The 16,084-nt window shown below is 53.6% G+C and carries 13 protein-coding genes; all 13 read left to right on the top strand.

Features of this window, described 5'->3' with window-relative positions; translation table 11 throughout:
- Nucleotides 1-190: 190 nt before the first annotated feature.
- The 13 genes from K5753_01170 (at nucleotide 191) to smc (ending at nucleotide 16,083) form a co-directional block, all read left to right on the top strand.
- A complete protein-coding gene (locus K5753_01170; GenBank protein MCR4725812.1) occupies nucleotides 191-478 on the top strand; it encodes a co-chaperone GroES in 288 nt (95 codons plus the stop codon).
- A gap of 11 nt (nucleotides 479-489) precedes the next feature.
- A complete protein-coding gene (groL, locus tag K5753_01165) occupies nucleotides 490-2,121 on the top strand; it encodes a chaperonin GroEL (protein MCR4725811.1) in 1,632 nt (543 codons plus the stop codon).
- Nucleotides 2,122-2,205: 84 nt separating this feature from the next.
- Nucleotides 2,206-2,472, top strand: a complete 267-nt coding sequence (locus K5753_01160) for a hypothetical protein (GenBank protein MCR4725810.1) — start codon at nucleotides 2,206-2,208, stop codon at nucleotides 2,470-2,472.
- Complete coding sequence (locus K5753_01155) at nucleotides 2,462-3,595, top strand: sporulation protein YqfD (GenBank protein ID MCR4725809.1); 1,134 nt, start codon at nucleotides 2,462-2,464, stop codon at nucleotides 3,593-3,595. The genes K5753_01160 and K5753_01155 overlap by 11 nt, the downstream gene beginning before the upstream one ends.
- A gap of 16 nt (nucleotides 3,596-3,611) precedes the next feature.
- Nucleotides 3,612-5,054, top strand: a complete 1,443-nt coding sequence (locus K5753_01150) for an HDIG domain-containing protein (GenBank protein MCR4725808.1) — start codon at nucleotides 3,612-3,614, stop codon at nucleotides 5,052-5,054.
- The gene (gene ybeY, locus K5753_01145) at nucleotides 5,051-5,518 is read left to right on the top strand and encodes an rRNA maturation RNase YbeY (protein MCR4725807.1); all 468 of its coding nucleotides are present in this window, start codon (nucleotides 5,051-5,053) and stop codon (nucleotides 5,516-5,518) included. Before K5753_01150 ends, ybeY begins: the two co-directional genes overlap by 4 nt.
- Nucleotides 5,519-5,521: 3 nt before the next feature.
- A complete protein-coding gene (gene cdd, locus K5753_01140; GenBank protein MCR4725806.1) occupies nucleotides 5,522-5,914 on the top strand; it encodes a cytidine deaminase in 393 nt (130 codons plus the stop codon).
- 25 nt (nucleotides 5,915-5,939) lie between these two features.
- The gene (era, locus tag K5753_01135) at nucleotides 5,940-6,821 is read left to right on the top strand and encodes a GTPase Era (protein MCR4725805.1); all 882 of its coding nucleotides are present in this window, start codon (nucleotides 5,940-5,942) and stop codon (nucleotides 6,819-6,821) included.
- A 170-nt stretch (nucleotides 6,822-6,991) separates the two neighbouring features.
- Entirely contained in the window at nucleotides 6,992-7,720 is a 729-nt protein-coding gene (recO, locus tag K5753_01130) for a DNA repair protein RecO (GenBank protein ID MCR4725804.1), read from the top strand.
- Between the two features lie 146 nt (nucleotides 7,721-7,866).
- The gene (gene ppdK, locus K5753_01125; GenBank protein ID MCR4725803.1) at nucleotides 7,867-10,518 is read left to right on the top strand and encodes a pyruvate, phosphate dikinase; all 2,652 of its coding nucleotides are present in this window, start codon (nucleotides 7,867-7,869) and stop codon (nucleotides 10,516-10,518) included.
- 121 nt (nucleotides 10,519-10,639) lie between these two features.
- The gene (gene plsX / locus K5753_01120; GenBank protein ID MCR4725802.1) at nucleotides 10,640-11,632 is read left to right on the top strand and encodes a phosphate acyltransferase PlsX; all 993 of its coding nucleotides are present in this window, start codon (nucleotides 10,640-10,642) and stop codon (nucleotides 11,630-11,632) included.
- Nucleotides 11,625-12,251 carry a hypothetical protein gene (locus K5753_01115; protein MCR4725801.1) on the top strand — a complete coding sequence of 209 codons (627 nt, stop codon included), beginning with the start codon at nucleotides 11,625-11,627 and terminating at the stop codon, nucleotides 12,249-12,251. The genes plsX and K5753_01115 overlap by 8 nt, the downstream gene beginning before the upstream one ends.
- A gap of 241 nt (nucleotides 12,252-12,492) precedes the next feature.
- Nucleotides 12,493-16,083, top strand: a complete 3,591-nt coding sequence (gene smc / locus K5753_01110) for a chromosome segregation protein SMC (GenBank protein MCR4725800.1) — start codon at nucleotides 12,493-12,495, stop codon at nucleotides 16,081-16,083.
- Nucleotide 16,084 lies beyond the last annotated feature (1 nt).

Below are 16,084 nucleotides of genomic sequence, written 5' to 3'. Positions count from 1 at the left end.
CTTTTTTTTATGCGACCGAATTCGACCGACTTCTCGAAAAATCGTGGCACGAAACTTGAAAATCGACCTTTCGGGCGTGATAAAATGAAAACGTCGATAAAATGCGCTCAGTCGCTTGCTCGCGATTTCGGAGCGTGATATAATACAATGCAGTTAAGAAAATAGGTAAAAAGGAGGACATATTGGAAATATGAAAATCAAACCTTTATTCGACAGAATCGTTATCAAACCCATGGAAGAAAAATTGACCACCGCAAGCGGGATCGTTCTTCCCGGATCGGCAAAAGAGAAGCCGCAAATGGCGGAAGTCATCGCCGTCGGACCCGGCGGAATGGTGGAAGGCAAAGAGATCCCCATGGCGGTCAAAGTCGGCGACGTCGTTCTTTACAGCAAGTATGCGGGATCCGATTTCAAAATCGACGGCGAGGAATTGACGGTGCTTCGTCAAAGCGACGTTCTCGCGGTCGTTGAAAAATAAGGGAGGTTATTATGGCTAAGCAATTTAAGTACGGACAGGAAGCAAGAAAGGCGCTCGAAGCAGGTGTAAACGTGCTTGCGGACACCGTTAAGATCACTCTCGGGCCGAAAGGCAGAAACGTCGTCCTCGATAAGAAGTACGGCGCACCGCTCATCACGAACGACGGCGTTACGATCGCGAAAGAGATCGAGCTCAAAGACGCGTTCGAAAATATGGGCGCGCAACTCATTAAAGAAGTCTCCGTCAAGACGAACGATATCGCCGGCGACGGAACGACGACCGCGGCGGTCCTCGCCCAAGCGATCGTCCGCGAAGGCGTAAAGAACGTCGCGGCGGGCGCGAACCCGATCATCTTGAAGAAAGGGATCTTGAAAATGACCGAAGCGGCGGTCGAAGAGCTCAAAAAACTCTCCGTCCCCATTTCCGGCAAAAAGAACATTGCGCAGGTCGCGAGCATTTCCGCGGGCGACGACGCGATCGGCGAACTCATCAGCGACGCGATGGAGAAGGTCGGGACGGACGGCGTCATTACGATCGACGAAGGAAAGACGATGAAGACCGAGCTTTCCGTCGTGGAAGGAATGCAATTCGATCGCGGCTATGCGTCTCCGTATCTCGTCACCGACACGGATAAGATGCAAGCGATCCTCGACGATCCTTATATTTTGATCACCGACAAGAAACTTTCCAACGTCCAAGAGATCCTTCCGATCATCGAGCTCGTCTACAAAGCGGGCGCGAAGCTTCTCATCATCGCGGAAGATATCGAAGGCGAAGCGCTCAGCACGATCATTTTGAACAAGCTGAAAGGCGTGTTCAACTGCGTGGCGGTCAAAGCCCCTGCTTTCGGCGACAGAAGAAAGGCGATCCTCGAAGACATCGCGCTTTTGACGGGCGGTCAGGTCATCACGGACGACCTCGGCTTGGATCTCAAAACCGCGGAGCTTTCGATGCTCGGTCGCTGCCGCCAAGTCAAGGTGGATAAAGATAACACGACCATCGTCGGCGGCGCGGGTTCCGCGGAAGCCATCAAGGCGCGCGTGCAATCCATCAAAGCGCAGATCGCGGAAACGACCAGCGATTACGATCGCGAAAAACTTCAAGAGAGAGTCGCGAAGCTTTCGGGCGGCGTCGGCGTTATCGGCGTAGGCGCGGCGACGGAAGTCGAAATGAAAGAAAAGAAACTCCGCATCGAGGACGCGCTCGCGGCGACGCGCGCGGCGGTCGAAGAGGGTATCGTTCCGGGCGGCGGCGTCGCTCTTCTCAGCGTGATCCCCGCTCTTCAAAACGTCCTTTCCACCCTTTCCGGTGACGAGAGAACGGGCGCGGCGATCGTTCTTCGCGCGCTGGAAGAACCCGTCAGACAGATTGCGGTCAACGCCGGAAAAGAAGGCAGCGTCGTTGCGAACGCCGTCTTGGAAGGCGTCAAGAAGACGAAGAATTTCGGCTACGACGCTTTGAACGACGAGTACTGCGATATGGTCCAAAAGGGCATTCTCGATCCGACCAAGGTCACGAGGACGGCGCTCCAAAACGCGGCGAGCGTTGCGGCGACTCTTCTTACGACCGAATCTTTGATCGCGGATATCCCCGAGCCTCCCGCACCCGTCGCGCCGCAAGGCGGAATGGACGGAATGTATTGATCCGATCTCTTATGAGCGCGGCGCGAAGCAATTCGCGCCGCTTTTTTTTTGAATAATCGCGCGCGCATCGTCATATCTTCGAGTATGGCGTACCTTTGTGATCTTCGTTCCCGATTCTTTTCTCCCGATTCCTTTCCTGCACCTTATGAAATAACCGTTTACGGCGGCGCGTTCGCGCTGGTTTCCGGTCAGAAGGGGCTACTCGTCATCTCGGATCGGGAGATTGTCGCGCGCGTGAAAAAAGGAAAGGTGCGCGTGTTCGGCGAAAAACTCAAAGTGAATTGCGCGAGTCGAGAGGAGATCTACGTCTCGGGAGAGATCCGCGGCGTCGAGACGATTTATGACGACTGATCGCGCGCGCTTTGCCGTTCCGACTGCGAGGGCGGCGTTTTTGATCCGAAAGGCGGGAAAAGAAGGCGTGACCGTCTACGACGTTCGAATCGGGGAAAAACGGACGTCGTTTTCCGTGGCAAAGGTCGACGAACGCGCGCTCGACCGCATCCTGACCGCCGAAGGTCTTCGCGGGAAACGTTTGCGAGAGCGAGCGGGGAAGAGAATTCTTTCTTTCGTAAAAGCCCGCTCGGTCCTCGTGATCGCGTCTGTCGTCGCGCTTTGTTCGGTCGCGTTTTTTCAAAGTTTCGTTTATCGAGCGGAGATCCGCGGAAATACTTTCGTGAACACGAAGACGATCGCCGCCGTTTTGGAAGCGCATAAGATCGACGGATTTACTTTTAAGGGAAAGGTGGACGTCCCTTCGATCCGAAAAGACGTCGCTTCGATCGAGGGGATCTCGTTTGCGTCCGTTCGCGTCAAGGGGAATAAACTCTTCGTGGACGTCAAGGAAGAATTGCCGCCTTCCGAAGCGGACGAAGTCTCTTTCGATCCGATCGTTTCGAAAGTTTCCGCCGTCATAACGAAGATCGTCGCGGAAAGCGGAACGCCGCGCGTCAAGATCGGCGACCGAGTCTCTCAGGGCGACGTCCTGATCGACCCCGTCTATTCCTTTACGGAGGGGGAAGCCGCCGCGCCGGCGAAAGGGGAAGTCTACGGAATGACGACCTATGAGAGACGAATCGCTTTGCCCGAAATATCCGTGCAAAACGAGTTAACGGGAAAGAAAAAGAGTTTTCGTCGGATCCTTCTTTTCGGAAGGGAATGGGGAAAAGAGGAAGAGCCGCCATTCGCGTCGTTCGACCTTTCGGAAAGGATTGTTTTTTCTTCCGTCGGAAACGCGCTCCGCGTCGTCGAACGGACGTATTTCGAGCGAAAAGACGTCACGGTTTATCACGATTTCGGGATCGAAGTTCCCGCGCGTATCGAAAAGGAGACGCAGGCGATGCTTTCTTCCGTTCCTTTTTACGCTTCCGCGGTCGGCGGCGTCAGCGTGGAACAAAAAAAGATGGACAATATTCTCTATATAGTGTTATACTATACCGTAGTACGGAGACTGGATTCTCTGTTCTCGCCCGAATAAGGGTTCGGAGGGTACTTTGGACAAACAAACGAATTCCAAAAGAAGGATCGCGTTTTTTACGTTTACGTTGCTGTCGTTTGCGGTGCTTGCCGTCGTCCTCGTCGGCGTCGTGGCGGCGTTCCGCTCGGTCTACGGCGTAACGTTCGATCCTTTGACGCTCATTACGTTCGGCATCGTGATCTATTCGCTTTTAGCGTCGAACTTTTTGATCCTCAGAATGATCGGGAAGGGTGATCCCGTTTCGGTCATTCTCGTGTACAGCGTGCTTTTGATGGAAGCCGTGGCGTCGATTACCTGCATGCATTTCGATCACGCGTTCGCGATCCCGCTTGCTTTCCTCCCGCTTCTTCTCGGAACGGATTTCGATAAACACGTCGCGCTTTCTGCGCATTTTACGAGCGTTTCCATCGTCGCGACGTGTATGGTTCTGTTTTTCTACAATTCATCCAAATTCATTTTCGACGAATTGTCTTTGCAAATGATGACGCTCGTCGTCAACGTCGGTATGGGTTCGCTGCTGATCTTTTTGATCAAGCCTTTTTCGAGCCGCATGCGCGTCTTGTTTACGTCGTCTTGCGTCGTTATTTCTTTCGGGATCCTCGGTTTTATTTCCGCGGCGGCAGTCGGCGGAAAACCCAATATCGATCAAATGATCACGGTCGGCGTCTCCGTCCTCGTCGGCGGCGCGATCAGCGTCTTTGCGTATTTCTGTTTTTCTCCCGTTTTCGAGCGCGTCTTTAATTTGAACACGGGGCTTCGCCTAATGGAGCTTTGCTCCTTCGACCAACCCCTTTTGAAAGAGCTCGAAGAAAAAGCACCCGGGACGTTCAATCACTCGCTTACCGTCGCGAATATTTCGGAGCGGGCGGCGTACGCGATCGGCGAAAATCCGAACCTCGCGAAAGCGGCGGCTTTGTATCACGATATCGGTAAAATGGAGAACCCCGAATTCTTTACGGAAAACCAGACGGACGGCTATAACCCGCACGACGATTTGATCCCCGAAGCTAGCGTCAAGATGATCACCCGCCACACCGAAGCGGGCGCGAAGATCCTCGAAAACCGCGGTTTCCCGAAAGAGATCGTTTCCGCCGCGCTTGAACATCACGGCGACAGTTCCGTCGGTTATTTCTATCATAAAGCGCAGAATATAACGGAGGGAACGCTCGAAGAAAAGGGTTATACCTATCTCGGACCGAAACCTTCCACGAAGATCAACGCGATCATTATGATCGCCGATATCGCCGAAGCGGCGACGCGCTCCGTTCGCCCGTCCACCCGCGAAGAACTCGAAAAACTCGTCGATAACCTCGTTCGCCAGAAAATGCAGGAAAGGCAGTTCGACGATTGCCCGATCACGATCCGCGAACTCACCAAGGTCAAAGCCGCGGTCGTTACGACGCTTATGGGCGTTCACCACGAGCGCATCGCGTACAACACGCAACAGTTGAAAAAATGATCTCGATCACGGGCGCGGGGAAAGAAGAAAAAGAATTTTTGGCGAAGGTTTGGGAAAAAGGACTCGCCGTTATGGGCGCGGAGGATTCCGACGCGGACTTGACGTTCGTCGGCAGAGAAAAGATTCGCGCGTTGAATCGAGAAATGCGCGGCGTGGACCGCGTGACGGACGTTTTGTCCTTCCCGACTTTGGAAAACGTCCGATTGCCCTTGCGGGCGGAAGACTATCCGTTTGACGTTGATCCCTCGACGGGGCGGGTCAACCTCGGCAGCGTCGTGATCTGCCGCGCGCGAGCGAAAGAGCAGGCGAAAGAATACGGACACTCTTACGAACGCGAGGTCGCGTATTTATCCGTTCACGGGCTTTTACATTTACTTTCATTCGATCACATAGAAGAAAAAGATCGGGCGGCGATGCGGAAGGAAGAGGAAAAAATCCTTTCCGCCCTCGATATAAGGAGATGACCTATGCAAGAAGAGACGCTTGACAGTTTGATCGACGCGGCGACCGAAGCGAGCCGCAATTCCTATTCTCCCTATTCGAATTTTCCCGTCGGCGCGGCGGTTTTGACGGATAGCGGTAGGATTTACAGCGGGACGAATATCGAGAACGCAAGCTACGGCGCAACCGTTTGCGCCGAGCGCGTCGCGATCTTTAAGGCGGTGTCGGACGGGGAGACCAAGATCTCCGCGCTCGCCGTCTACACGACCGCCGCGAATATCGCCTTTCCCTGTGGAATGTGCCTGCAAGTTATGTCCGAATTTTGCGAAGATATCCCCGTTATCCTCGCGAGCGACGCAGTCGTTCGCGTCTATCAACTTTCCGAATTGATGCCGCACCGATTCGGAGATCCGTCCTGACGCGGCAAATAAAAAGGAAAAAAGTATGAAATCGGGTTTTATTGCAATTTTGGGATTGCCGAACGCGGGAAAATCGACTTTGATCAACGCCCTCGTCGGTGAAAAAGTTTCCATCGTCAGTTGGCGTCCGCAGACGACGCGCGACAAGATCGTCGGCATTATGAACGGCGAAGATTTTCAGATCGTCTTTATCGACACGCCGGGGATCCACACGGGCGCGAGCAAACTTTCGAAGTTTATGGCTGACGAAGTCTCTTCCGCGAAAAACGACTCGGACGGCGTTTTGTACGTCATCGACGCGTCCAAGCCCCTCGATAAGGATTCCGTCGCGTTTTTGGAGAAGCTCGCCGCCACGACCGCGACCGTCGTCGCGCTGAATAAAATGGATATTGCGGACAAGGGCTTCGCGATGGAAAGCGTCAAGCGGCTTTCTTCGATCAAGAATATCGAGATAGTTCCGATCTCCGCGGAGAAAAAGGAAAATCTGGACGAGCTTCTTTCCGTCCTTCGTTCGATGCTGAAAGACGGCGTTCGCTATTATCCCGAGGATATGTACACCGATAAACCGCTCCGCTTTATGGCGGCGGAGATCGTCCGCGAAAAGGCTCTGAAATTCCTGCTTGCGGAGATTCCGCACGGGATCGGCGTCGAGATCAAGAAGTTCGACGTGGGCGAGGACGGCATAACGCGCATCGAAGCGGACGTTATTTGCGAAAAAGAGACCCATAAACCCATCATTATCGGGAAAGGCGGAGAGACCTTGAAAAAGATTTCCGTCGCGGCGAGAAAAGAGCTCGAACAGCTCGTGGACGGGCAAGTTTATTTGCGCCTTTTCGTTAAGGTCAAGAGCGGCTGGAAGGATAACGGGGCGATCCTCGATCTCCTCGGTTATTCCAAAAAAGATTGACCGCTTACTAAGAGTATAATTCTTTCGATTTCGTTCGATACTTTTATCGGAGGAAATCACCGTGAAAGAAAATTCCGAAAAAAACAATAATAAAGACGCGCTTTGGGATCTCTTCGTCAAGACGGGCTTGCCCGAAGCCTACTGCTTATACAAATCGGAGGAAAGAAGAGTTGACGGAGGAGAAGAAAGTTGAAGGCGTTTGCCTTCGTTCCACCGAGGTCGGAGAGGGTGACAGAATTATCACGCTTTTAACGGATTCTTGCGGCAAAATCGCCGTAAAAGTCCGCGGCGTTTCGTCCCCGAAATCCCGCCTTCGTCAAGCCGCCGTTCCGTTCGCTTTCGGGCAGTACGTCCTTCTTGAAAAGAACGGCTATTATTCTTTGAAATCTTTTGATTTTTCCGATCCGTTTACGCAAATATCCGACGATCTTCTTCGCTATTATCTCGGCGCGTCCGCGCTCGAAATCGCCGATAAGCTGACCGAAGAAGATATTTCCGTTTCGCGGGAACTCGCGCGGCTTTTGCGCTTTTTGATGTCGATCTGTTACGACGGAGGCGGCGTCTCCGCTTTTATTATGTACGTTCTCGATTTTTTGAAGATCGCCGGTTACGGGATGCAAAAAGGGGATTACGACGGGAAACTCGAAGCCCGTTTCTTTGTCTTCGACCTCGAAGAGGGCGCGCTTCGTCTCGCGGAGAGCAAACCGCCTTACGTTTTTCGCCTGTCTCCGACCGCCGTTCGCTTTCTCGCCGCTTATTCGGACGGGGAAGAACCGGACGCCGAAGCGAACGTCTGTTGCGAACTTTTTTCGCTTTTCGCCCAATATATCCGCTATAAAACGGGCAGCACGGTGAAGTCCTTTTTCGAGCTGTCCGATCTAATCAAACGCGCGCTTTGAGTGTTTTTTTTTCGCAGTTTTTCCGCGAAAGAAAATCGAAAGTAAAATTCAAGCGTTTTTTCGAAAACTCTTGCTAAATGATTTGAAATGAATTATTATATTTATAACCGTTTTTTCTACGAGTTTTTATCTTAGGAGGATTTTACATGAAAAAATACGTCTATCTTTTCACCGAAGGCGACGCAACCATGCGCGAACTTCTCGGCGGTAAAGGCGCGAACCTCGCGGAAATGACCAAGATCGGTCTTCCCGTTCCGCAAGGCTTTACGATTTCCACCGAAGCTTGCACGCAGTACTATGAGGACGGCAGATTGATCAACGACGACATTATGGCGGAGATCATGAAGAACGTCGCGAAGATGGAAGAGATCAACGGCAAAAAGTTCGGCGATTTGAAGAACCCGCTTTTGGTTTCCGTCCGTTCGGGTGCGAGAGCGTCCATGCCCGGTATGATGGATACGATTTTGAACCTCGGTTTGAACGATAAGGTCGTCGCGGCGATGATCGCAGGCAACCCCGATCCGAAATTCGAGAGATTCGTTTACGACTCTTACAGAAGATTTATCCAAATGTTCTCCGACGTCGTTATGGAAGTCGGCAAGAAGTACTTCGAAGAGCTCATCGACAAGATGAAGGCGGAGAAGGGCGTGCAGTACGATATCGAACTCACCGCCGCCGACCTCAAAGAGCTTGCTTATCAATTCAAAGCTGAATATAAGAAGCAGCTCGGCACCGATTTCCCGGACGACCCGATCGAGCAGCTCAACGCGGCGATTCGTGCGGTCTTCCGCAGCTGGGATAACCCCCGCGCGAATATCTATCGTATGGATCACGACATTCCGTACAGCTGGGGTACCGCGGTCAACGTCATGCCGATGGTCTTCGGTAACTTGAACAACAATTCCGGAACGGGCGTCGCCTTTACCCGCAACCCCGCGACCGGCGAAAAGAAACTTATGGGCGAATTTTTGATCAACGCGCAAGGCGAAGACGTCGTCGCAGGCGTCCGCACCCCGATGCCGATCTCCGAGATGGAAGAGAAATTCCCCGATGCGTATAAGCAATTCGTGGACGTTTGCGCGATCCTCGAAGACCATTACAGAGATATGCAGGATATGGAGTTCACCGTCGAAAACGGCAAACTCTTTATGCTCCAATGCCGTAACGGTAAGCGCACCGCGGCGGCGGCGATCAAGATCGCTTGCGACTTGATCGACGAGGGCATGATCTCCGAGAAGGAAGCTCTTCTCCAAATCGACGCGAAGACCTTGGATATGCTTCTCCACCCGACCTTCGACGCCGCGGCTCTCAAAGCGGCGGATAAAGCGAACGTCGTCGGAAAAGGTATCGCGGCTTCCCCGGGCGCGGCTGCCGGCTCGATCGTCTTTACCGCGGAGGACGCCGTCCGCCTCGGCAAGCAAGGCAAGAAAGTCGTTCTCGTCCGCTTGGAAACCTCTCCCGAAGATATCGAGGGTATGAAGTACGCGCAGGGCATTTTGACGGTCCGCGGCGGTCAGACCTCTCACGCGGCGGTCGTTGCGCGCGGTATGGGAACCTGCTGCGTCTCCGGTTGCGGCGATATCAAAATGCATGAAGAAGAGAAATTCTTCGAGCTCGCCGGAAAGATCTTCCGCGAAGGCGACGGACTTTCCTTGGACGGCTCCACCGGAACGATCTACGACACCATCATCAAAACCGTTCCCGCCGATCCGAACAGCGGTTACTTCGGCAGGATCATGAAACTTGCGGACAAGTATAAGGCTTTGAAAGTCCGCACGAACGCCGACACCCCCGCCGACGCAAAGAGAGCGGTCGAACTCGGCGCGCAAGGTATCGGTCTTACCCGTACGGAGCATATGTTCTTCGGACCGGGCAGAATCGAGAAATTCCGCGAGATGATCTGCTCGGAAGACAAGAAAGAAAGAGAGCGCGCTTTGGACGCGATCGAGCCGATGCAACAAGCCGACTTCGAAGGCTTGATGGAAGAGCTCAAAGGCATGCCCGTTACGATCCGTTTCCTCGATCCGCCGCTCCACGAGTTCGTCCCCACCCTCGAAGCGGATATCGAGCTCCTCGCGAGAGCGAAGGGCAAGACCACCCAAGAGATCCGTTTGCTCTGCGAGAGCCTGCATGAGTTCAACCCGATGATGGGTCACCGCGGCTGCCGTTTGGCGGTAACGTATCCCGAAATCGCCGTTATGCAGACCAGAGCGATCATCAAAGCCGCGATCAACGTTCAAAAGCGTCATCCGGATTGGAACGTTAAGCCCGAGATTATGATCCCGCTCGTCGGCGAAGTCAAAGAGCTTAAATTCTGCAAAGACACCGTCGTCGCCACCGCGAACGAAGTCATCAAAGCGGCGGGCGCGAAGCTTGAATACGAAGTCGGAACGATGATCGAGATCCCGCGCGCGGCTCTTACTGCGGACGAGATCGCGAAAGAAGCCGAATTCTTCTGCTTCGTAACGAACGACTTGACCCAAATGACCTTCGGTTTCAGCCGTGACGACGCGAGCAAGTTCCTCCCGAGCTATTACAGCGCGAAGATCTACGAGTCCGATCCGTTCGCTCGTCTCGACACGAAGGGCGTCGGCAGATTGATGGAAATGGCGGTCAAACTCGGCCACGCTTCGAGAAGCAATATCCATTGCGGTATCTGCGGAGAACACGGCGGCGATCCCTCTTCGATCGAATTCTGCCATGCGATCGGTTTGGACTACGTCTCCTGCTCGCCGTATCGCGTGCCGATCGCTCGTCTTGCCGCGGCGCAAGCCAACATCAAGAATCCGAGAAACTAATAGATAAAACGGTTAAATCAAAAGGCTCGGCGGGAGACTGCCGAGCCTTTTTCCGTCGAACGGTTGAAAGCAAGCCGCATTTACGATATAATAGATAAAGAAACCTTTTAGGGAGGAAACTATGATTATTGCTGTGGACGGATACGGCGGCGATCACGCCCCGGAAGAAATCGTCAAAGGCGCGCTTGCCGCGCTGAAAGCGGATAACGAGATCAAAATTTTATTGACGGGAAAGGAAGAAGAGCTTCGCTCGCTTGCGGCGGGCGAGGGCGGAGACCGTCTTTTGTTCAAAAACGCTTCGGAGATCATCACCTGCGAAGAACAACCGATGGTCGCGGTTCGGACGAAGAAAGACAGCTCTCTCGTCGTCGCTTTGGACGCCGTCCAAAAGGGCGAGGCGGACGGGCTTGTTTCCGCGGGTTCGACGGGCGCCGTCCTGATCGGAGCGACCTTGAAGATCGGGCGCGTAAAAGGCGTGGAAAGACCTGCGCTTTGTCCCGCGCTGCCGACGGTCAAAGGGGGTGTCGTCCTGCTTTGCGATTGCGGCGCGAACGTCGATTGCAAACCGACTTATCTCGTCGGGTTCGCTTTGATGGCGGCGGCTTATATGAAGGGCGTGTACGGCGTTTCTTCGCCGCGCGTCGGCCTTTTGAATAACGGCGCGGAAAAGACGAAAGGCAATGCGTTCTCCGTCGAGGCGCATAACCTTTTGAAAAAAGATCCGCGCGTCAATTTCGCGGGGAACGTCGAAGCGCGCGATATTTTATCGGGCGACGTGGATATCGTCGTCGCGGACGGGTTTGACGGAAACGTTGCTTTGAAGAGCGCGGAAGGGACGGCGAACGCAGTTTTTAAGCTTTTGAAACAAGGCGTTATGAAATCTTTCCGAGCCAAGCTCGGCGCTCTTCTCTTGAAGCCCGTTTTCAAGAATCTGAAAAAGACGATGGATTATAACGAGCACGGCGGCGCGGCGTTTCTCGGCGTCAAAAAACCCGTCGTCAAGGCGCACGGCGCGTCCAAAGCGAAGTCCGTCTGCGGGGCGATCCTGCAAGTCCGCGATGCGATCAAAGGCGGCGTAAACGAATATCTCGAAAAGGATCTGCAAAATGAGTGATTTTCGGGCTTTGTATGAAGAGATCGGTTACGCGTTTCATAACGAACGCTTGCTCGCTCGCGCGCTGACGCATAAATCCGCCGATATCAAGGAGAACTACGAAACGCTCGAATTTTTGGGCGACAGCGTCGTCAATTACGCGGTCAGCGAAATGCTTTTTCGGAGTCCTTCGCTCGATCCCGGCGAGATGACGGAGCGGCGCAAATCCATGGTTTCGCGCGAACCGCTCGCCGCGCTTTCGGATCGGCTCGGTTTTTCCGAGCGCTGCGTTAAAAACGGTTGCGCTCTTTCGGAAAAAATGCGTTGCGATCTCTATGAAGCCGTAACGGCGGCGATCCTTTTGGACGGCGGTTTCGAAGCGGCGGTCTCTTTCGTCAAACGGACGATCTCGCTCGCGGATTCTTTCGTTGATTTCAAATCGAAAGTAAAAGAGCTTTGCGAGAAAAACAAGTGGTCGTACGACGCGCCGCACACGGAATCGGGTCCCGAAACGAATAAGAAGTTTACCGTCGAGGTCTACGTCAACGGGAAGAGCCGAGGTTTCGCCACCGCGCGCAATATCAAAACCGCGGAAAACGAAGCCTGCGCGATCGCGTTGAAAGCGTTGAAAGGAGAATAACCCGTTTGCCCGAGGTCGTCGGCGCAAATTCGTGGGATCGCAAGAACGGCAAAAGCAAAAAATACGGAAAAGAAACGGCGAATCGATTCGCCGTTTTTCCGTTTGTAACAAGTTTCTTTTTCTTCAAACGGTTTTTTCTTTTCGCTTATGCAAAATGTAAATCAAAATACTTTATTTCTTTCTCTAAACTATGATATAATTCTATGGTATAAGCGCGCTTATGCGCCAATGCGGGAGAAAAATGGTCAACTTCAAAAGGCTCGAACTGCAAGGATTTAAGTCCTTTGCCGGCAAAACCGTGATCGATTTTCAAAATAGTTTCACGGGGATCGTCGGTCCGAACGGCTGCGGCAAAAGTAACGTCGCGGACGCCGTCCGTTGGGTGCTCGGTGAAATGAGCGCCAAGGCTCTTCGCGGTTCCAAAATGCAGGACGTCATTTTTAACGGAACGGAAAAACGCCCCTCGATGTCTTATTGCGAGGTTTCTCTCGTCTTCGATAACTCCAATCACATTTTCAAAACCGACCGCGAAGAGGTCGTCGTCACCCGCAAGCTGTATCGCTCCGGGACGAGCGAATATTATCTGAACCATAATATTTGCCGTCTACGCGATATTTTGGATATCATGCGCGACACGGGCGCGGGCAAGGACGGCTATTCGATCATCGGGCAGGGCAAAGTCGCGGAGATCATGGAATCTAAGCCGATCGATCGCCGCCAGATCTTCGAAGAAGCCGCGGGCATCGCGAAGACCAAAGCGGAAAAGGTCGAGACCGAGCGCAAGCTCGCTCGCGCGGGCGAGGATATCACCCGTTTGCAGGATATCGTCTCCGAGCTCGAACGCCAAATGGTGCCTCTCGCCAAGCAGCGCGACGCGGCGCAGAAATTCTTCGAGTACAAAGAGCAGATGCGCTATCAGGAAGTCAATTTCTATTTGCATTCCCGTGAGGACAGCGTCCGCAAAAAGCAAAAGATCGCGGAGAACGTCAAGGCGTTTACCGAAGAGCTTTACGCGAAGGAAAGCGAATCCATTCGCTTGACGACGCAGTATAACAAGAGCTTGGAAGAGATCGACAAGAACGAGAAAACCGTTCGCGCCCTTCTCGAAGAAAGGGAAAAGCTCAAAGTCAGCAGTGAAAAGAACAGCGGTTTGATGGCGGTTTTCAAAAATAAACTCGCCCATTTGACCGAAGAAAAGGAAAGGATCGAAAAAGAACTCGCCGAGACCGAAGGCGAAAGGGAAGTCCTCTCCGAGACCTTGAAAGAGGCGAATGCGATTCTCGATATTCGCAGGAAGGAATCCTATCTCGCGGATCAGCGTTTCGAAGCGTTATCCGCAAAACTTCTCGCGCTTTCCGAAGAGATCGCGGGGAACGAAAGCTCGATCGAAAAGTCCAACAGCGAAGTGTTCGACGTGTTCGGTCGTTTGTCGGACGTCCGCTCCTCTCTCGCGGGATTCAACGCGGAAGCGGGCTCGTTGGAGCAAAGGCGTTCTTCTCTCGAAATCAGTGTCCGAGCTTCGGCGGCGATCCTCGAACGCGAAGAAGCGCAAAAGCAAAAATCGCTCGCGCTCATCGATTCTTTGACGAAAAAGAAACTCGCGCTTCGCGAAAAGCGCGCGCTTCGTTCGGGCGAATATAACGATCTCAGGCAGACGACTTACCATATGAACGTCGCCTTGAATGAAAAGAACGCGGAGTACGCGAATAAAGAGGGCAGAGTCCGCGCGATGGCGGATATTGTCGGGCAACACGAAGGATATCAGCAAGCCGTCAAATTGCTTTTGAACGACGCGGAGACGGACGCTTCTCTCGCGAAGCATATCGAAGGCGTCGTCGGTCAGCTTATCAAAGTCCCGAAAGAGTACGAGGTCGCGATCGAGGCGGCGCTCGGCGCTTCGGTGCAACACGTCGTCACTCCGACCGATCTCGACGCGGTCTATATCGTCAATTATTTGAAGTCGCACGAGTACGGCGTCGCGACGATGATCCCCGCGAACAAAGCCCGCCCGCAAGCGCTCGCATACGAGTACAGGGGCGTTTTGAATATGCGCGGCGCGCTCGGTATTTGCTCCGAACTCATCAAATTCGATCCCCGTCATTCGGACGTCATCGAGCAACTTCTCGGCAGAACGGTTATCGCCGAGGATCTCGAATGCGCGCGCGAAATGGCGGATCGCTATGATTACGGCGTAAAGATCGTGACGTTGGACGGCGATATCATCGATCCGAGAAGGACGATCACCGGCGGTAGCCGTCGCCAAAAGAACGCGATGCACCTTTCCAAGGAACGCGAGCTGAACGAAGCCCGCGAGGCTTTGAAGGCGCTTTTCGTCGAGCGCGAAAAACTCCGCGCCGAAGTCGAAAAGAAAGACGCGGAAGCCAAGAAAATCGAAGAAGAGATCTATTCTCTGCGCGACGAAATTCAAGCCGTCGATTTGGAGATCGCGACCGAAACCGAAAGGATCGCGACGTCCGATAAACTCATCGCCGAGACTAACGAACGTATGACGCGCGAGCAGGGCGAACTGAACGAAGTCATCGGCAGGCTCGCCGCCGTCCAAAGCGAGATCAAGAGCGCGGAGGGTTTGAATCAGGATATCGAAGGCAAGCGTCAAAGCGTCCAAGGGCAGGCGAAAGCCTCCAAGGAAGACGCGGAGGCGAAGCGCAAACTGCGCGATTCTTTGACCGCGGCGGTGACGAACGCGCAAGTCGAATGCTCGTCCGTCCGCCTCGAACTCTCTCAGATCGAATCGGATATCAAGAGATTCGAAGGGGAAAAAGCGCAAGCGGACGAGGCTTGGCAAGAGAAAAAGACTTCCCTTCTCGGCGTGGAAACCGAGCTGGAAAACACGAAGAACAGCTCCCCCGAACTCGAATTCTCGGGAGAGGAAAAAGCGCGTCTCGAACAGATCGAAAAAGAGATGCAGCTTAAAGATATGGAAAAAGCCGCGTTGCGCGCCTCGCTCGCTCAGACGGACGAAGCGAGAAGCAAGGTTAACGACACGATCGCTTCCATTATGGATAAGCGCGCGCGTGAAGAGAGTAAGGTCGAGAAGATCGAAGGCGACCTCGCGACCCTTCGCGACCGCGTTCTCGGAGAGTACGAGCTGTCCGAAGAGGAAATGCTCGCTTTGCGCGACACGGAGAATTTCAATCCCGCCGAAGCGCCTTCCGCGATTTCGAGCCTGCGCGGTAAGATCGCCCAACTCGGGTCGATCAACTTCAACGCGTTCGAAGATTACGAGAACGTCAAAAACCGCCACGAAGAGCTGTACTCCCAACTCGAAGACCTCGTCAAAGCCAAAGAGGATCTCGAAAAACTCATCGCGGCGATGAACGCGGATATGCTCGGCAAGTTCAACGCGGCGTTCGAGCAGATCAATCAAAACTTCAAAAAGACTTTCTCCGATCTTTTCGGCGGCGGTAACGCCGACCTCGTCCTCGTGGACGTCGATCCCGAAAAGGCGGGAGAACTCGAAAAAGGCGTCGACATCGTCGTTAAGCTGCCCGGAAAGGCGCAGGCGAGTCTGCATTCTTTGTCCGGCGGCGAGCAGGCTTTGACCTCGATCGCGATTCTGTTTGCGATCCTCAGGCTTCGCCCGATGCCGTTCTCGATCTTGGACGAGATTGAAGCCGCGCTCGACGAGAGCAACACGATCCTTCTCGCAAACTATCTCAAAAAATACAGTCGCGACACGCAATTCGTCGTCATCACTCACAAAAAGCCCGTTATGGAACTTGCGGACGAACTGTTCGGCGTAACGATGGAAGAAAGAGGCGTGTCAAAAGTCATCGCGGTCAAGCTCAGCGAGATTCGCGCGGAGGCGTAAT

Source organism: Clostridia bacterium (assembly GCA_024685775.1).
In the GTDB taxonomy this organism is placed as follows: domain Bacteria; phylum Bacillota; class Clostridia; order Christensenellales; family CAG-1252; genus CAG-1252.
This window is presented reverse-complemented; position numbering and strand designations above follow the sequence as displayed.